This window comes from Halomonas sp. MCCC 1A13316, assembly GCF_014931605.1.
In the GTDB taxonomy this organism is placed as follows: domain Bacteria; phylum Pseudomonadota; class Gammaproteobacteria; order Pseudomonadales; family Halomonadaceae; genus Halomonas.
The window spans coordinates 2,723,404-2,740,671 of sequence record NZ_CP053382.1; the positions used below are offsets into that span (position 1 = coordinate 2,723,404).

Genomic DNA, 17,268 nt, shown 5'->3' on the forward strand with positions numbered 1-17,268 from the left:
CCGCCAGAGCGTCAGCCCCAGAGAGACGTCAACTGAACGAGAAGGATGCGATATCACTACAGTAGTGTCTCCAGTACCTTATCGAGGGAGCGAAGCGCAAACGAGGTTTACTGTTCGGCCTCGATGGTATCGAGACGAACGTCGACACAAAACATGACGGGATCTTTGGTGAACTCGTCGAGCATCACATGGTAGGAATAGACCGGTACCGGATGCCCTCGCCATTCTTGCAGTACCAGGCGCCCCGGCGGTATTACTTTCCCTACGCGTAGCCATGCGGTGTGATCTTGTATCACCTGCGCTTGCATGGTCTCGGGAATGATGAGTTCTTCGAGATAGCGACCAGCGGCCTCTTCGGCCTGATAACCGTACAGTCGAGTACTCTCCGCATTCCAGTAGATGACTCGTCGGTTGCGATCATAGCCTTGTACTGCAACGTTAGGCAGACTTTCCAGCAGCACCCTGAAACGTGAATCAGCTTGGCAATTCTTGCTACCTGAGTGTGAGCGGAGCCGAAACGTTTGCAACAGGCAACGGATACATCTGAGAAAGTAGCCCACCTGCAGACTCCATGACCGAGTTAGGCCTGCATGGTACTAGAAAACGGCGACAACCCCGCTACGGCTTGCTTAAAGGTCAACCCTCGGCCGCGCCGAGGGTTTCATCGTGCAACCAGCGCTTGGCTACTGACGCACACCCTCGAAGGTGACGTAGAGTTCGAGTTCATGCATCGCTTCGGGGAACTCGCTCATGTCGATACCGAAGTCGGCCAGCGTCAGCATGGTGCTGCCCTCGAAGCCGGCGCGATAGCCGCCCCAGGGATCCTCACCTTCCCCCATCAGGGTCACCGGCATCTCGATCTCGCGGGTCTCGCCGTGCAAGGTCAGGTCACCGGTCAACACGCCTTCCTCGTCGCCGTTGGGCGTGAAGCCGGTGGAGACGAAGGTGGCAGTGGGATACTCGTCGGCATCCAGGAAGTCGCTGCTGAGAAAATGCTTGTCACGCTCGGCATGGTTGGTATTTAGACTTCCCACCTGTACTTCCATCTCTACGCTGGATGCCTCGAGGTCCTCAGGGTCGTAGTGGAAACGACCTTCGAATTCCTCGAAGTTGCCGAGAATGTAGGAATAGCCGAGATGGTTGATCTTGAACTGGATGAAGGCGTGCTGGCCTTCGGTGTCCACCACGTAGTCGTCGGCCAGGGCCAGACCGGTGGCGGCCAGGGAAACGGCGCCTAAGGCAGTAGCGAGTGCGGCTTTCTTGAACATGAGTCTCTCCTTGGTGGTAGCGCTCATAGCGCTGGCGTTCAACGGCGACGCGTACGTGCCGGGTTCAGCATACGGGTAAGGGTATCGTGGCGATCGAGAATATGATGCTTCAGCGCCGCCAGAGTATGCCCTGCTGCCAGTAGTAACAGCGCCACGGCGCTATACCAGTGGATCTCGCCGGCAATGCCGGCCTGGTCGGGCAGGTTGCTGAAGAACGCGGGCACCTCGAACCAGTCGAAGACGCCGATGCCACGCCCTTTGGCGGTGGAGATCAGGTAGCCGCTAACCATTACCGTGAGCAGCAGCACATAGAGGGCGATATGACCCAAGTGCGCTGCGACACGCTCCATGCGGCTACCGTGAGCGACGGGCGTCGGCTGGAACAGGCGCCAGAGGACGCGCAGCAGCGTGGCGAACAATAGCAGCATACCAATGGAGCGGTGCCACCATGGAGCGAGGTTGTACCAGGCGTCGTAATAGCTCAGGTCCGTCATCCACCAGCCGAGAATGAACAAGCCAACGATCACCACGGCACTGGCCCAGTGAAGGGTTATGCTGACCAGGCCCCAGCCTGAGCGAGTGTTGCGCCACATCTCGTCGCTCCCGTTGAGCTTCGTCATCGATGGGTGGCAGCATACCGTAACGAATGCTCAGGATGCGCTGAAAAAACCGAACGTTACGTTCGTAAAAATTCCCTGTTCCGCATCCGAACATGCATCACTCAGCATTCCGGACAGGTCAAATCAGCGCATCGAGCCCACGTGCGAGATCGACACGTATATCTTCCAGTGCCTCGAGCCCCACCGCGACGCGAACCAGACCTTCGCCGATGCCCGCGGCTTGCTTCTGAGCATCGGAAAGACGCCCGTGGGTAGTGGTACCGGGATGGGTGATGGTGGTTTTGACGTCACCCAGGTTGCCGGTGATCGAGAGCATGCGAGTGGCATCGATGACCGACCATGCCGACTCGCGCCCACCCTTGACCTCGAACCCAAGCACCGCGCCATAACCTTTCTGCTGACGGCTTGCCAACCCGTGCTGCGGGTGGTCCGGCAGGCCGCTGTAGTGCACCCGCGTCACTGCAGGGTGCCCCTGTAGCCACTCGGCCAAGGCCTGGGCATTCTCGCAGTGGGCACGCATACGTAGATTGAGCGTCTCCAGCCCCTTGGTGAAGATCCAGGCATTGAATGGGCTCAGGCACGGTCCGCAGGTACGCACCACGCCAAACACTTCTTCGAGTTCCTTTTCACGCCCTACCACGGCTCCGCCGACCGCCCGGCCCTGCCCATCCAGGTACTTGGTGGCAGAGTGAATGACCAGATCCGCCCCCAGCACCAGCGGCTTCTGCAACGCCGGGGTCAGGAAGCAGTTGTCTATGGCAAGCAGCGCACCACTGCGATGGGCGATATCGGCAAGCGCCGCGATATCGACTACCTCGGAGAGCGGATTGGAGGGCGTCTCGGCGAACAGCAGACGCGTCCGGTGCGTCATCGCTGCCTCCCAGGCCGCCAGGTCGGCGAGCTCCACATAGCGCGTGGTGATGCCCAGCTTGCCGAAATACTTGTCGAACAGGCTGACCGTGGAACCGAACAGCGAACGCGAGGCGACGATCTCGTCACCGGCTTGCAACAGGGCGAGTACCGTCGCCAGGATCGCCGCCATGCCGGAACTGGTCGCGACACAGCGCTCCCCTTCTTCGAGCGCTGCCAAGCGACGCTCGAAGGTATGCACGGTGGGATTGGTGAAGCGCGAATAGACATTGCCCGGCTCCTCACCCTTGAACTTGCGCGCCGCTTCGGCGGCACTGGCGTAGACGAAGCTCGAGGTGGGAAAGATCGGCTCGCCATGCTCTTGCTCATGGGTACGCTGATGGCCCGCACGAATCGCCAGGGTTTCCAGTGCCCAACTGTCGTCGGGGGTCATCTCGTCATGCATGGTGGGCCTCAATCGTCGATGTCGTCTTCCTGGTTATGCATGCCCACCAGTGCATGGGCACCGACACTCTGCTCCTGCTTGGCGGCATCGTTGCGCGAGGCTTCGAGCGCCAAGAGGTAACCATCGTCGATATCGCCGGTCACGTAGCGACCATCGAAGACTGAACAGTCGAACTGCTCGAGCCCCGGGTTGACCTCACGACAAGCCTCCTTCAGGTCGTCCAGGTCCTGGTAGAAGATACGGTCGGCGCCGATCAACTCGCCCACCTCGGCTTCGCTGCGACCATGCGCGATCAATTCCGAGGCCGCCGGCATGTCGATTCCATAGACGTTAGGATAGCGTACCGGGGGCGACGCCGAGGCAAAGTAGACCTTGTTGGCGCCGGCCTCCCGCGCCATCTGGATGATCTGCTTGCAGGTGGTGCCGCGCACGATGGAGTCGTCCACCAGCAGCACGTTCTTGTCCTTGAACTCGACGCCGATGGCGTTGAGCTTCTGGCGTACCGACTTCTTGCGCTGGGTCTGGCCCGGCATGATGAAGGTCCGCCCGATGTAGCGGTTCTTCATGAAACCTTCGCGATAGGTCACGCCCAGGTGCTGAGCGAGTTCCAACGCCGAGGTACGTGAGGTATCGGGGATCGGTATCACCACGTCGATGTCGTGTTCCGGCCACTCGCTGCGGATGCGGTCGCCGAGCTTGCGCCCCATCTGCATGCGTGTGCCGTAGACATAGGCGCCATCGAGGATCGAATCGGGGCGTGCCAGGTAGACATGTTCGAAAATGCAGGGTGAGAGCGTAGGCGCATCGGCACACAGCTGGGTATGGAATTGACCCTCCATGTCGACGAAGATCGCCTCGCCCGGCGCCAGGTCGCGGTGCAGTTCGAAGCCGCCCACGTCGAGCGCTACCGACTCGGAAGCGATTATCACCTCCTGACCGTTGCCCTCGTCGCGAGTGCCGAACACCACCGGCCGGATGCCATTGGGATCGCGGAAAGCGACCAGGCCGACACCATTGATGATCGCCACCGCGGCGTAACCACCGCGGCAGCGACGATGCACCCGTCGCACTGCGTCGAAGATGTCGCCGGGAGAGAGATGCAACCCTTGCTTGCCCAGCTCATGCGCAAACACGTTGAGCAGTACTTCGGAATCCGAACTGGTGTTGATATGACGCAGGTCGGAAGAGAACAGCTCCTGCTTGAGCTGGTCCGAATTGGTCAGATTGCCGTTATGGGCCAGCGCGATGCCGTAAGGGGAATTGACGTAGAACGGCTGCGACTCCGCCTCGCTGGACGAGCCCGCGGTGGGATAGCGTACATGGCCGATACCCAGATTGCCCTGCAGCCGCGCCATGTGGCGAGTGTGGAACACATCGCGTACCAGGCCGTTGCTCTTGCGCAGCAGAAAGCGCCCTTCGCTCCATGTCATCATGCCCGCGGCATCTTGGCCGCGATGCTGAAGCACTGTCAGAGCGTCATAGATCGCCTGGTTCACGGTCTGCTTGGCCAGAAGGCCTACGATACCGCACATTCCACCTTACCTCGCTTGCAGGGTGCCGACGGTGGTCGGCAAGAAGAAACCATTGTTCACAACGCCTCGGCGCCGGGTTCGTTCCGGTCACGACGCTCGGGCAACGGAATGTTCCGCCACCCTTCCGGCGCCTCGGGAACGCGGCCTTCCCAGGCCTCGAGCTGATTCACGGCCCAGTTGCGCATCTGTTCGAAGGTCGGGCGCAACTCGGCATCCTGCCATGCTTGCAGTTGTGCCAGCGGCGTCAGGCTGATCAGGATGGTCGCCACCACTAGCACCGCCGCTCCTCGTGCAATGCCGAAACAGGCGCCGGCGACACGATTGAAGAAACCCATGCCGACCCACTCCACGGCGGCATGCACCATGCGTATGATGATGCCACAAAGCAGCACCACCCCCAGGATAACCAGCACGAAGGCCAGCACCAACCGGCCGTCGGGGCTGTCGATCAGCCCCGAGAGTAGATCGGCTACCGGCTCGGCAAGCAGCCGCGCAGCCAACAGTGCGATGATCCAGGCCGCCAGGCCCAGGCCTTCACGTATCAGTCCGCGCATGAAGCCAGCCAGTGTCGAGATGGCCAGTACGGCGAGAAAGCCCCAATCGATCCAGGTCAGCGTCATCGACTTACTCTCTCACTCTGACCAGCAGACCTTGCAGGTTGACCTGTTCCTTCACAGCGCTCATGGCACGCTCACCGGAGTCCGAGGACTCGAAGGGACCCACATAGACCGTGGTCATGTTGTTGTCGCGCTGCCGGCTGTAGACGGGAAACCCCTTCTCCTGCAGCTGTGACTGGAGGCGTTCGGCATTGCCCGGCTCGCCGAAGCTTCCCACCTGCACGGCCCATTCCCCTTCAGGCGATGCGTTCGCCGACGAGCCCTGACGCTCGGGCCCGGAGCTCTGGGCAGGGGATTGGCTGCTCTCCAGGCGCTCGGAAGCGGCCCGGGCCAGGTCGGCAATCGGATCCTGCCGAGGTGTCTCGGCCGGCGATGAGGCCTGGTTCGCGTCGCTGCCCGCGCCAGCCTGTTGCAGCGCCACGGCCGGCTCCGGCTCGACACGTTCGGGGTCGCCAGGCTCAGGCTCGACATCAGCCAACGGCGGCTGCGGCTCTACCTGCGCCGGATTCGTCTCGGGCGAACGGATCTGCCCAAGACTCGTCGGCGGCTGCGGATCGGGTACGTTGCGCCGCTCCACCGGCACCGGTTGCTCGATGGTCAGCATCGGCTGGGGGCGCTCGTCGCGGGGTGCCGGCTCATCGAACAGCATCGGCACGAAGATCACCGCCAAGGCAATCAGAATGACTGCACCGCTGATTCGTTCGCGCATTCCGTACTTCATCATCCCTCCTGCCCCGCTTATGCCGCCTGCGCCTGTTTCCATGCCAGTATGGCCGCTACCGTGAAGAAGGAGCCGCATACCAGCACACGATCGTCGGGCGCCAGGCGACCGGACAACCACACCGCGCCGTCCTCGGGCGTCGGGGCCTGATAAGCCACATGCCCCCCGGCGACCTCGATGCGTCCTGCCAGATCCGCGGCAGCACGTGCCCGGTCACCGGCCAGGCTCACGGCGACCCAGCCATCCGCGACACCCTCCAGCGCCCCGATGACGCCATCGGCATCCTTGTCGCCCAACATGCCGAGCAGCACCCAGGTACGCCCGCGGCATGGCTGCTCAGCGAGTCTTCCCGCCAGATAAGCGGCAGCATGTGGGTTGTGGCCTACGTCCAGACACCACTGTCCCAGCCACTGCATGCGGCCGGGCACCTGCAGCTCGCGCAGGGCCAACCGGCAACTCACTTCGTCGAGCGCCAGACCGGCCGCTTGCAGGGCCTGCAAGGCCGTAGCAGCATTGTCCAGCGGCAGTCCCGGATCGGGCAAGTCCTCAAGGCTTGAAAAAGCCCCAACGGCATCCTTTCCCCGCCAGTTGAAGCGACCGGCGCCACCAGGGTGCCAGTGAAAATCTTGCCCCAGCACCCTAGCCGGTGCACCGCATTCCTCGGCGCACTGACGAATACTCTTGGGAAGCGCGTGACTGCCCAGAATGGCAGGACGATCGGCACGCATGATACCGGCCTTCTCGCGCCCGATACCCTCGAGGTCGGTGCCGAGAAAGTCGGCATGATCGAGCGCAATGGTAGTAATGACGGCGACATCGGCATCGATGACGTTGACCGCATCGAGCCTGCCACCCAACCCGACCTCGAGCACGGCGAGATCGGGATGGCGTTGGGCGATCGCCCACAGAGCCGCTAGGGTGCCGGCCTCGAAGTAGGTCAGGCTCACGGGCTCATCGGCCAGGCGCGCCGCCTCGACGGCTTCGAAACCGGCGATGAGCGTGGCATCGTCCGCCTCGTTGCCGTCGAACCGCAGCCTTTCGTTGTAACGCAGTAGATGAGGTGACGTGTAGGCGGCCGTGGCGAGACCATGTGCTCGCGCCAGCGCCTCGATCATGGCTACCGTCGAGCCCTTGCCGTTGGTACCTGCCACGGTGATGACGTACGGTGCCAGGCAACGTTCCAGCAGCCCCATGCGGCGAGCGACTTCGGCCACCCGCTCGAGGCCGAGGTCAACGCCCATCGGGTGGACCTGTTCCAGGTAGCCGAGCCAGGCGTCAAGCGTGCGAGATGGCGTCGAAGGTTTCACGAGCAATCAGCGCGCCGAGTCAGAGCGGTCGGTATCTCCGGATATCGTCGAGGAAGACGATTCATCCGGCGTCTCGGGCTCGACGGCCTCGATGATCTCACCTTCCTCCGAGGCTGCACGCTCGGCCTCGTCTACCAGATCCGGCTCCACCAGCTCGGGAAATTCAAGCCCGTGAGGGGGCTGATGGGTGAGCTTGCGCAGCACACAACCGATACGGTTACGCATTTCGCCGCGAGTCACGATCATGTCCACCGTGCCGTGCTCAAGCAGGAACTCGCTGCGCTGAAAGCCTTCGGGCAGCTTTTCACGTACGGTCTGCTCGATGACCCGCGGCCCGGCGAAACCGATCAGGGCGTTGGGCTCGGCCATGTTGAGATCGCCGAGCATGGCCAGCGATGCCGAGACGCCACCGAAGACGGGGTCGGTCAGTACCGAGATGTAGGGCACACCGGCTTCACGCAGGCGCTCCAGTGCGGCCGAGGTCTTGGCCATCTGCATCAGCGAGAATAGCGCTTCCTGCATCCGCGCCCCACCCGAAGCGGAGAAGCAGATGAACGGAATGCGCTCCTCGAGGGCCAGGGCAGCGGCACGCACGAACTTTTCGCCCACCACGGCCCCCATGGAACCACCCATGAAGGTGAATTCGAAGGCCACCACGACCACCGGCAAGCCGTCGAGAGTGCCACGCATCGCCACCAGAGCGTCCTTCTCGCCGGTTTCCTTCTGCGCCGCGTTGAGCCGGTCCTTGTACTTCTTTGAATCGCGGAATTTCAGACGGTCCACCGGCTCGAGCTCGGCCGATATCTCTTCCCGCCCATCCTTGTCGAGAAACCAGTCGAGCCGCTTGCGCGCGGTCAGGCGCAGATGATGGTCGCACTTTGGGCAGACGTTGTGATGCTTTTCCAGTTCGGGCAGATAGAGTACCGCCTCGCACTTCGGGCACTTGCGCCACAGGCCGTCGGGCACGCTGGCCCGCCGGTCCTTGCGCTGAATCCGCCCCATGGAGGGAACAATCTTGTCGAGCCAGCTCATGTCAGAAAGGCTTCCGTATGCTGTTGCGCCCAGCCGTACCAGGCGTCATGAATCGAATCTTGGGCAAAGGCAAGCTCAGCGAGTCGGCAGCGCATCCAGGGCCTGGCGCATCTCACTGAGCACCGCCTTGAGCTCACCGGCGATCGCTTCGGGCCGCTCGGCGTTAGCGGCGATGCGGCTGACCAAGGCGCTGCCGACGATGACGCCGTCGGCTACCTTGCCGACCTCTGCCGCCGAGGCGCCGTCACGAATGCCGAAACCGACACACAGCGGCAGATCGGTCAGCTCGCGCAGGGGCGCCAGATGACTTGCCACGTCGTCGGCGTTGAGCGTTGCGGCCCCGGTTACGCCCTTGAGCGCGACATAGTAGAGGTAGCCCTCGCCATGGGCGCATATTGTAGCGGCCCGTTCCCTTGAAGTGGTAGGGGCCACGAGAAAGATCGAGGCAAGACCTCGCGCTTTGAGAATGGGGCCGAACTCATCGGCCTCCTCGGGCGGCATGTCGACGGTCAATACGCCATCGATGCCGGCATTTGCGGCCTGATCGGCAAAGGCCTCGAGACCGATACGCTCGACGGGGTTGAGGTAGCCCATCAGTACGACCGGCGTGTCGCGATCGGCCTGGCGAAATTCCCGCACCATCTCGAACAGATGACTCAGGCGCACGCTGTGCCTCAGCGCCCGCTCGCAAGCCTTCTGGATCACCGGGCCATCGGCCATCGGGTCGGAGAACGGCACGCCCAGCTCGAGCACGTCGGCACCCGCCTCTACCAGGGCATGCATGAATCCCACGGTATATTGCGGTGCCGGGTCGCCAGCGGTGATGTAGGGAATCAACGCGCGGCGGCCCTGACCCTTGAGTTCGGCGAAGCGTTTATCGATTCGGTTCATCGTCAAAACTCCAGGCCGTCGATCTTGGCGACCGTCATGATGTCCTTGTCGCCGCGGCCGGAGAGGTTGACCACGATGTTCTGATCGGGCCGCAAGGTCGGCGCCAGCACCTTGGCATGGGCCAACGCATGGGCCGATTCCAGCGCCGGCATGATGCCTTCCACCCGGGTCAGCTCGCGGAACGCTTCGAGCACCGCGTCGTCATTAGCCGTCACGTACTGTACCCGCCCGACGTCCTTCCACAGTGCGTGTTCGGGGCCCACGCCCGGATAGTCGAGGCCCGCCGAGATCGAATGGGTATCCGATACCTGGCCGCCCTCGTCGGACATCAGGTAGGTGCGGTTGCCGTGCAGCACACCGCGCGGCGCGTTCGACGTCAGCGGCGCAGCATGACGCCCGGTATCGACCCCGTCACCGCCGGCCTCGACGCCGAACATGGCGACCTCGTCATCCTCGACGAAGGGGTAGAACAGGCCCATGGCGTTGGAACCGCCGCCGACGCAAGCAACCAGCGCGTCGGGCAGCTTGCCGAACTCCTCCAGCGACTGCCGGCGCACCTCACGCCCGACCACGGCGTTGAAGTCGCGCACCATCATGGGATACGGGTGCGGCCCGGCCACGGTACCGATGATGTAGAAGGTATCGTCGACGTTGGTGACCCAGTCGCGCAGCGCCTCGTTCATGGCGTCCTTGAGGGTACGGGTACCGGACTCCACCGGTATCACGTTGGCCCCGAGCAGGCGCATGCGGTAGACGTTGAGCTTCTGGCGCTGGACGTCTTCGGCCCCCATGTAGACCTCACACTCGAGGCCCAGGCGTGCCGCCACGGTGGCGGTGGCCACCCCGTGCTGACCGGCGCCGGTCTCGGCGATTACCCGCGGCTTGCCGCTCATCTTGGCCAGTAGCGCCTGGCCGATGGTGTTGTTCACCTTGTGCGCGCCGGTGTGATTGAGGTCTTCGCGCTTGAGCCAGACCTGAGCACCGCCGAGCTGCTTCGACCATCGCTCGGCATGATAGAGCGGTGACGGACGGCCCACGTAATGGGCCAGGTCGTAGTCGAATTCGGCCTGGAAATCCGGATCGTCGCGAAGACGCAGATAGGTCTTCTCGAGATCGTCCAGGGCGAAGCTCAGGGTCTCCGAGACGAACCGTCCGCCATAGGGGCCGAAGTGGCCACGTGCGTCCGGCAGTCGGGTCAGGTCACTGAACTTGCTCACTAAAGACACCTCATAGGGTCGCCATAAGGGACAGGGATGGAATCTAGCTTGGGCGAAACGATTATCCCAGGCGCTTGCGGTCGGCCTGAGTCACCGCCGTGGCGAAAGCCGACAGCAGGCGGGAATCCTTGCAGCCGGGTTCGGCTTCCACGCCGCCGGAGACGTCCACTGCGAAGGGGTGCACGCGCTCGATGGCGTCGGCCACGTTGCCCAGGCTCAGCCCACCCGCGAGAATAACAGGTTTTGTCAGGCTTGCGGGGATTCGCGACCAGTCGAAGGTCTCCCCGGTGCCGCCCGGCACGCCCGGGCGATAAGCGTCCAGCAGCAGCGCCTGGGCGCCGGCATAGGCCTCGGCCGCGCCGTGCAGATCAATGCCGTCGCGCATGCGCAGCGCCCTGATCCAGGGTCGCTCGAAACCGGCACAGTAGGCGGGGCTCTCTTCGCCATGGAACTGCAGCAGGTCGAGATGGCGGCTGGCGCGAATGACGAACTCGGGCGAGGCATCGACGAACAACCCCACCCGGGTGACGAAGGCCGGCACGCAGGCCGCCAGCGCTGCGAGGCGCTCTTCATCGACATGCCGGCGACTGCCGGGCCAGAGCACGAAGCCGAGCGCATCGGCTCCCGCCGCCACGGCGTCGGTCACGTCCTGCTCGCGTGTCAGACCGCAGAACTTGATGCGCGTGCGCACGGGCTGTATCAGCCTCATGAATCACCCTCCTTCACCCTGCAATCGTCCCTCTTCGTTCCGGCCACTGGCCGGCCTCGGCGAAATTCGACCATGGGACACGCCGGCAGTTCGCGCTCGCCGCTCCATTCTCCCAGAAATGCCAGCAGGTTCGGGCCGAGCGGCTCCTGCGGCAACCCCCAGACCTCGTCGTAGAGCGAATCGACGAAGTGCAGCCCACACGCCGGCGCAGTCACGGCGGAGAGCGTGCGATCCTTGAGCGTCAACAGTTCAGCCAGGTAGCCGTCGTCCTGCTCGCCACGCCCCACGCTGACCAGCGCCCCGACGATGTTCCGGATCATGTGGTGCAAGAAGGCATTTCCCTGCACGTCGACGACGACAAGCGGTCCATGCCGACGAACCTCGATGAAGTGAAGATGGCGCCAAGGCGTCTTCGACTGGCAGCCAGCAGCACGAAAGCTGGAGAAGTCATGCTCGCCCACCAGTGCCTGAGCCGCACGGTGCATGGTATCGGCATCGAGCGGGTCGCGGCACCATGTCACGTTGTGACGCTCCAGCACCGGCCGGCTCATCTGGTTGAGAATGATATAGCGATAGCGTCGCGCCAGCGCCTTGAAGCGAGCGTGAAAGTCGTCGGGCACCTCGCGCACCCAATGCACCGCGACATCGCGAGCAAGGTTGGCGTTGACACCGAACACCCAGGCCTTCTGCGAGCGCGAGGCGGGTGCATCGAAATGCACGACCTGACGCGTGGCGTGCACGCCCGAATCGGTCCGACCGCTGGCATGCACCGTCACCGATTGGCCTGCCACCCTGGAGAGCGCCCGCTCCAGCTCGGCCTGAACCGAGGGGGCATGCTTGAGTCGCTGCCAGCCACAGTAGGCGCTACCGTCATATTCCACCCCCATGGCCAGACGGCCATGCAGGGGGTGACGTTCATCGAGATGTCGAAACAGGGTCATGCCGCCTTCAGAGCCGATAGTGAGTGAACAGGTGCTGGGCCTCGTCGCGTACTTGCGGATCGCCGCCGTGCCTCAACAACCGCTGCAGCAGCGGGCGAGCCCGCTCCATGTCGCCGTTCTTCAGCAAGAGGCGCGCTTGTTCCAGGTCGTCACGCTTGGCGTCATCGCCCATGGCAATGCCATTATCGCGATCCAGCGGCGGGAAGGCCACCTCCTCCACCTCCCACTCGGGCTCCTCCGCCTTATCGCTTGAACGAGCGCTCGAGCGTTCCGTCTGCTCGCCCTCCTGGGGAGCATCAGAGACATCGCTCATCACGGGGAACTCGACGCTGGGCTGCATGGGTGTCTCTTCACGTGTCGGCGGCTCCGGGTCCAAGGTAGGAGGCTGGTAATCGATCGTTCGCCACTCCGTCGTCTCGCTACGTTCGGCGAGCGGTGTCTGTCGCGAAACATCGGTTGGCGGCTTCTCGTCGCCAAGTTCATCCGGGGTTTCGTCCGTCGTCTCATCCCGTGGCGGCGGCTCCTGGGGCGCCACCTCGTCCGGCGGCGTGTCTTCGCGACCGACAGTATCAAGGCGGGGGAAGTCGACCTGCTGCGGCTCGACCGGAACCGAAGGCGCCCCCTGCTCCGCAGCGTGTTCCTTCGGTTCAACGATCTTCTGCCCCGCTGGTTGGGCGTCATCGCGTGGCGCTTCATTACTGCTCGCCTGGGCGCCATTGCTGGGCGGCGTGGGCTGATGCTTGGCCAGTAGCCTCCCGGCTTCAGCCACCAGCGCGGAGTCGCCAGTCTCGGCCAGCAACTGCGCCTCGCGCTCTGCCGCCTGCCGGTTGCCCTGTTCCACGTGTACGTTGAGCAGCTTGAGTCGCAGGTCATGTCGCTCGGAATCACGGTCCAGGCCCGCCTCCAACAGCTCCCTGGCCTGGTCGTAGCGGCCGTACGCCATGAAAATATCTGCTTCACTGATCGCTTCGGCCTGCGGCATGGTGCTGCGCGGCACCTCCTCCAGGTGAGGACCGGGTTCATCGACAGTCATGCCTGAAGCGATGGGCGGGGGTGGACTGGTGGGAGCGCCGGGCGGCATCGTCACGTCACCGGGAGGCGGCATGCCGTGGATCATGTTGGGCATGGCATTGCTTCCCGTCGCCGGGGCAGCTTCTCGGCGCTGACGGCGGCGAACCCACAGCCAGAGACCCAGTAAGGCAGCCAGTCCCGCACCGCCAAGGATGAGGTTGCGATCGAAGGCCGTCGGATACATGCCTCCCCACCAAGGTGCATCGACCTGGGTGTCGGGCTCGCTCTGCACCACCACGCTGCCGGATCCGATGCCTTCGCTGCCCGCACCGCTGGACAGCAGGGCAGTCAGTTGCTCGCGCATGGCCTCGACGTCGTCACGCAAGCCACCAAGTTCCTGCTGTAGAGCGTCGCGTTCGGCCTGCACTTCTTCGAGCGCGGCGCGGCTCTCTTGCCAGCGCCGCTCGAACAGTACGAAGCGCGGGTCGCTCCCCTCCATGGCCAATTCCCCGACACCCAGCGTAGCCAGCACCTCGGCATCGAGAACGCCTTCGTCACTCGATGCCGACCGGTCGTTATCCTCGGCAATGCCCATTGCGGTCTCGGCGGCAAGTTCATCGTCGCTGAGCAGCGTGAGCCGAGGCGACGCATCGGCTTCAGCGGCTGGCGACATAGCCTCTGCTTCAGCCTGGTCCTCGGCTTGCCCAGCCGGCTCTGCCACGGCCGGAGAGTGCTGAGCAACCACACTCTCGCCTGCCGCAATCGACGGTTCCAGGGGCACACGGGCGGGCGCGCCGCCACTGCGACTGGCCCAGGCCTGATTCATGGCCTGAACGATGCGGGATGCCTCGTCCACGGAGCGTGCGGCGATGGCATCGCGCGACGGCACATCAAGGGAGTGTCCTGCGCGCATGGCATTGATGTTGCCCGAGGGAAAGACGTCGGGGTTGGCTTCGACCAGCGCCACCATCATCTGATCCATGCTGATGCTGTTGTCGGGACGCAGGCGCCCGGCAACCGACCATAAGGTATCGCCGCTGCCGACCCAAGCGTCATTCTCACCCTGAACCTGGCCGACCATCGGCGCAGCGGCAGCACGAGCTCCCGCCACTTCGGGGGCGATCGGCCGCTCTTCGGCGGATGGCCTGGACGAAGGTTCAGGCTGATGATTCGAGCCGCTCACCAGTGCGGGCATACTGTCGTAATCGGGTGGATCGAGCAGTAAAGTGATTTCACGAAGCTGGCGCCCCGAGGGCCAGTCGAAGCGCAGCAGCAGGTCCATCCAAGGTTCACGCACCGCACGCACGCTGGACAGCGTCACCACCCATTGCCCCTGACGCACTGCGACATCGGTCTTTACACTGGCCGCAAGCGGCGTGCGCACCAGCCCGGCAGAATCGAATTCGCGAGCCTCGGCCACGCTGACACGTAGCAAGTCGGGATCGAGCCCGGCCGTATCGGTGAGCGGAATGACGGCACGCAACGGTGTATTGAGCGAGGAGCGCACATCGGCCTCCCCAACCCCCAGTGCCAGCGCCAGCGGGCTTGCCCCCGACAGCGCCAGCAGCATGGCTAATGTCAACTTGCGTCTCATTGAGCTCCCTTGCGTTGCCCGCTTGCTTAAAAGCGTCCGGTTCTTTTGACGACCGGGATCAAGATCTTGAAGAAATATGTAACACATCCTCGCAGCGCCTGCCGCAGGCCTCACGCAAAAACGGGGCACCTCCCGCAGGAGATGCCCCGTCATTGGCACTGCGAGACGATCACTGCTCGCGCAGGATCTTCAGCATGCGCTTGAGCGGTTCGGCAGCACCCCACAGCAGCTGGTCGCCGGCAGTGAACGCGGAAAGATACTCTCCCCCCATGTTCATCTTGCGCAGGCGGCCCACCGGAACACTCAAGGTGCCGGTGACCATCGACGGCGTCAGCCCGGCAATGGTGGCCTCCTTGTCGTTGGGGATCACCTTGACCCATTCGTTGTGCTTGGCGATGCGCTCCTCAATCTCATCTATCGGCACATCTTTCTTCAACTTGATGGTGAAGGCCTGACTGTGCGAGCGCATGGCGCCGATGCGAACGCAGATGCCATCGATGGGTACCGGATTGTCCTGGAGCCCAAGGATCTTGTTGGTCTCGACGCTGCCCTTCCATTCTTCACGGCTCTGGCCGTTATCCAACTTGGTGTCGATCCAGGGCAGCAGGCTGCCGGCCAAAGGTGCGGTGAAGTTCTCGATCGGGAATTCTTTACCGCGCATGGCCTCGGTGACCTTGCGATCGATATCGAGAATGGCGCTGGCCGGATCGTCCAGCTCGCTCGCCACGCTATCGCGCAGCGCGCCCATCTGATTGAGCAGCTCGCGCATGTGCTTGGCGCCGGAGCCCGAGGCGGCCTGATAGGTCATGGAGGTCATCCACTCGATCAGGTCGGCTTCGAACAGCCCACCAAGCCCCATCAGCATCAGGCTGACGGTGCAGTTACCGCCGACGAAGGTCTTGGCGCCACGGGCCAACTGGTCGTCGATGACACGACGATTGACCGGATCGAGCACGATGGTCGCCTCGTCCTCCATGCGCAGGGTACTGGCGGCATCGATCCAGTAACCCTTCCAGCCACTGCCGCGCAGGTCGCCATAGACCTGCTTGGTGTAATCGCCGCCCTGGCAGGTGATCACGACATCCAACGCCTTGAGCTCATCGATGTCGGTGGCATCCTTGAGCGGAGGTACGTCCACGCCGATGTCGGGGCCAGGCTTGCCGACCTGGGAGGTGGTGAAGAAGATCGGCTCGATGCCGTCGAAATCTCCATCCTCCTGCATGCGCTGCATGAGCACCGAGCCCACCATGCCGCGCCAACCGACGAAACCGACTTTCAACATGTGAAGTCCTCCTGAAAAGAATGAGGCCAATAGTATACATGACCCGGGCCCACCTCGCAGGCGAGCCCGGGCTCAGGGGAACGGCAGCAATTCGGGAGACGGCGCTCAGGCTGCCTCGAAGGCCGACAGCACCGCATCTCCCATATCGCGGGTCGACACGGTGCGCATGCCTTCGGATGAAATATCCGCGGTCCGCAAGCCGTCGTCCAGCACTTTTCCCACCGCGTCCTCGATACGCTGGGCAAGTGCCGGCTCGCCCAGTGTGTAACGCAGCATCATCGCCACCGAGAGGATGGTGGCCAGCGGGTTGGCGACGTTCTGTCCGGCAATGTCCGGTGCACTGCCGTGGCACGGCTCGTACATGCCCTGGCCGCTCTCGTTGAGCGAGGCCGAGGGCAGCATGCCGATGGAGCCGGTGAGCATCGCCGCGGCATCGGAAAGGATGTCGCCGAACATGTTGCCGGTGACCATGACGTCGAACTGCTTGGGCGCGCGCACCAGCTGCATGGCGGCATTATCGACGTACATGTGAGAAAGCTCGACGTCCGGATATTCCGGCGCCAGGCGTTCCATCACCTCTCGCCACAGGATGGTGACTTCGAGAACGTTGGCCTTGTCGACGCTGCACAGGCGCTTGCCGCGCTTCTGCGCCAGCTCGAAGGCGGCCCGGCCGATGCGCTCGATCTCGCTCTCGGAGTAGACGTAGGTATTGAAACCGACGCGCTGGCCGTCGCGCACCTCGATGCCACGCGGCTGGCCGAAGTAGATGCCGCCGGTGAGCTCGCGCACGATCATGATGTCCAGGCCGGCCACCAGCTCGGGCTTGAGGCTGGAGGCGCTGGCCAACTGCGGATAGGTGATCGCCGGGCGCAGGTTGGCGAACAGGCCAAGATTCTTGCGCAGGCCGAGCAGCCCCTTCTCGGGGCGCTTGGCCAGATCCTCGAGCTTATCCCATTTGGGACCACCCACGGCGCCGAGCAGGATGGCATCGGCGGCCTTGGCCTTGTCCAGCGTGACGGCGGGCAGCGGCTCGCCGTGCTCGTCATAGGCCGCGCCCCCGACCAGCGCCTCCTCCACTTCGACGTCGAGGCCGTGGGCCTGGCAGGCGGCCAGGATACGGCTGGCCTGGGCAGTGATCTCGGGGCCGATGCCGTCACCCGGCAATATCAGAATCTTGCGTGTCATTCTGTTGTTTCCTTAAGTAGCTACCA

Annotated in this window: 16 protein-coding genes; all 16 read right to left on the reverse strand. The window is 63.5% G+C overall.

Annotation, left to right across the window (positions count from 1 at the left end; genetic code table 11):
• Positions 1 to 107 precede the first annotated feature (107 nt).
• Positions 108 to 461, reverse strand: a complete 354-nt coding sequence (locus HNO52_RS12590; RefSeq protein ID WP_232090277.1) for a PAS domain-containing protein — start codon at positions 459 to 461, stop codon at positions 108 to 110.
• Between the two features lie 222 nt (positions 462 to 683).
• Entirely contained in the window at positions 684 to 1,268 is a 585-nt protein-coding gene (locus HNO52_RS12595; protein WP_197565635.1) for a YceI family protein, read from the reverse strand.
• 38 nt (positions 1,269 to 1,306) lie between these two features.
• On the reverse strand, positions 1,307 to 1,861 hold the full coding sequence (locus tag HNO52_RS12600; protein WP_197565636.1) for a cytochrome b: 555 nt from the start codon (positions 1,859 to 1,861) through the stop codon (positions 1,307 to 1,309).
• 145 nt (positions 1,862 to 2,006) lie between these two features.
• Positions 2,007 to 3,203, reverse strand: coding sequence for an O-succinylhomoserine sulfhydrylase (locus HNO52_RS12605; protein ID WP_197565637.1), 1,197 nt, complete (start codon positions 3,201 to 3,203; stop codon positions 2,007 to 2,009).
• 8 nt (positions 3,204 to 3,211) lie between these two features.
• Positions 3,212 to 4,735: an amidophosphoribosyltransferase gene (gene purF, locus HNO52_RS12610; RefSeq protein WP_197565638.1), complete on the reverse strand. Its 1,524-nt coding sequence runs from the start codon at positions 4,733 to 4,735 to the stop codon at positions 3,212 to 3,214.
• Positions 4,736 to 4,791: 56 nt separating this feature from the next.
• The gene (locus HNO52_RS12615) at positions 4,792 to 5,355 is read right to left on the reverse strand and encodes a CvpA family protein (protein ID WP_197565639.1); all 564 of its coding nucleotides are present in this window, start codon (positions 5,353 to 5,355) and stop codon (positions 4,792 to 4,794) included.
• A 4-nt stretch (positions 5,356 to 5,359) separates the two neighbouring features.
• On the reverse strand, positions 5,360 to 6,061 hold the full coding sequence (locus tag HNO52_RS12620; RefSeq protein WP_232090279.1) for an SPOR domain-containing protein: 702 nt from the start codon (positions 6,059 to 6,061) through the stop codon (positions 5,360 to 5,362).
• 29 nt (positions 6,062 to 6,090) lie between these two features.
• Positions 6,091 to 7,314, reverse strand: a complete 1,224-nt coding sequence (gene folC / locus HNO52_RS12625; protein WP_197569223.1) for a bifunctional tetrahydrofolate synthase/dihydrofolate synthase — start codon at positions 7,312 to 7,314, stop codon at positions 6,091 to 6,093.
• A 72-nt stretch (positions 7,315 to 7,386) separates the two neighbouring features.
• A complete protein-coding gene (gene accD, locus HNO52_RS12630) occupies positions 7,387 to 8,412 on the reverse strand; it encodes an acetyl-CoA carboxylase, carboxyltransferase subunit beta (RefSeq protein WP_197565641.1) in 1,026 nt (341 codons plus the stop codon).
• Between the two features lie 75 nt (positions 8,413 to 8,487).
• The gene (gene trpA / locus HNO52_RS12635) at positions 8,488 to 9,303 is read right to left on the reverse strand and encodes a tryptophan synthase subunit alpha (RefSeq protein ID WP_197565642.1); all 816 of its coding nucleotides are present in this window, start codon (positions 9,301 to 9,303) and stop codon (positions 8,488 to 8,490) included.
• 2 nt (positions 9,304 to 9,305) lie between these two features.
• Positions 9,306 to 10,520, reverse strand: a complete 1,215-nt coding sequence (trpB, locus tag HNO52_RS12640; protein ID WP_197565643.1) for a tryptophan synthase subunit beta — start codon at positions 10,518 to 10,520, stop codon at positions 9,306 to 9,308.
• Positions 10,521 to 10,581: 61 nt separating this feature from the next.
• Positions 10,582 to 11,229 carry a phosphoribosylanthranilate isomerase gene (locus HNO52_RS12645; protein WP_197565644.1) on the reverse strand — a complete coding sequence of 216 codons (648 nt, stop codon included), beginning with the start codon at positions 11,227 to 11,229 and terminating at the stop codon, positions 10,582 to 10,584.
• Positions 11,226 to 12,170: a tRNA pseudouridine(38-40) synthase TruA gene (truA, locus tag HNO52_RS12650; RefSeq protein WP_197565645.1), complete on the reverse strand. Its 945-nt coding sequence runs from the start codon at positions 12,168 to 12,170 to the stop codon at positions 11,226 to 11,228. Before truA ends, HNO52_RS12645 begins: the two co-directional genes overlap by 4 nt.
• A gap of 7 nt (positions 12,171 to 12,177) precedes the next feature.
• The gene (locus tag HNO52_RS12655) at positions 12,178 to 14,775 is read right to left on the reverse strand and encodes a FimV/HubP family polar landmark protein (protein WP_197565646.1); all 2,598 of its coding nucleotides are present in this window, start codon (positions 14,773 to 14,775) and stop codon (positions 12,178 to 12,180) included.
• A 169-nt stretch (positions 14,776 to 14,944) separates the two neighbouring features.
• A complete protein-coding gene (asd, locus tag HNO52_RS12660) occupies positions 14,945 to 16,057 on the reverse strand; it encodes an aspartate-semialdehyde dehydrogenase (RefSeq protein ID WP_197565647.1) in 1,113 nt (370 codons plus the stop codon).
• Positions 16,058 to 16,162: 105 nt separating this feature from the next.
• Complete coding sequence (leuB, locus tag HNO52_RS12665) at positions 16,163 to 17,242, reverse strand: 3-isopropylmalate dehydrogenase (protein WP_197565648.1); 1,080 nt, start codon at positions 17,240 to 17,242, stop codon at positions 16,163 to 16,165.
• Positions 17,243 to 17,268 lie beyond the last annotated feature (26 nt).

Excerpts from the sequence above, each read along its gene's own strand:
- HNO52_RS12595 (WP_197565635.1), bottom strand. The coding sequence starts at position 1,268 with ATGTTCAAGAAAGCCGCACTCGCTACTGCCTTAGGCGCCGTTTCCCTG.
- HNO52_RS12600 (WP_197565636.1), bottom strand. The coding sequence starts at position 1,861 with ATGTGGCGCAACACTCGCTCAGGCTGGGGCCTGGTCAGCATAACCCTT.
- HNO52_RS12605 (WP_197565637.1), bottom strand. The coding sequence starts at position 3,203 with ATGCATGACGAGATGACCCCCGACGACAGTTGGGCACTGGAAACCCTG.
- purF (WP_197565638.1), bottom strand. The coding sequence starts at position 4,735 with ATGTGCGGTATCGTAGGCCTTCTGGCCAAGCAGACCGTGAACCAGGCG.
- HNO52_RS12615 (WP_197565639.1), bottom strand. The coding sequence starts at position 5,355 with ATGACGCTGACCTGGATCGATTGGGGCTTTCTCGCCGTACTGGCCATC.
- HNO52_RS12620 (WP_232090279.1), bottom strand. The coding sequence starts at position 6,061 with ATGCGCGAACGAATCAGCGGTGCAGTCATTCTGATTGCCTTGGCGGTG.
- folC (WP_197569223.1), bottom strand. The coding sequence starts at position 7,314 with ATGGGCGTTGACCTCGGCCTCGAGCGGGTGGCCGAAGTCGCTCGCCGC.
- accD (WP_197565641.1), bottom strand. The coding sequence starts at position 8,412 with ATGAGCTGGCTCGACAAGATTGTTCCCTCCATGGGGCGGATTCAGCGC.
- trpA (WP_197565642.1), bottom strand. The coding sequence starts at position 9,303 with ATGAACCGAATCGATAAACGCTTCGCCGAACTCAAGGGTCAGGGCCGC.
- HNO52_RS12645 (WP_197565644.1), bottom strand. The coding sequence starts at position 11,229 with ATGAGGCTGATACAGCCCGTGCGCACGCGCATCAAGTTCTGCGGTCTG.
- truA (WP_197565645.1), bottom strand. The coding sequence starts at position 12,170 with ATGACCCTGTTTCGACATCTCGATGAACGTCACCCCCTGCATGGCCGT.
- HNO52_RS12655 (WP_197565646.1), bottom strand. The coding sequence starts at position 14,775 with ATGAGACGCAAGTTGACATTAGCCATGCTGCTGGCGCTGTCGGGGGCA.
- asd (WP_197565647.1), bottom strand. The coding sequence starts at position 16,057 with ATGTTGAAAGTCGGTTTCGTCGGTTGGCGCGGCATGGTGGGCTCGGTG.
- leuB (WP_197565648.1), bottom strand. The coding sequence starts at position 17,242 with ATGACACGCAAGATTCTGATATTGCCGGGTGACGGCATCGGCCCCGAG.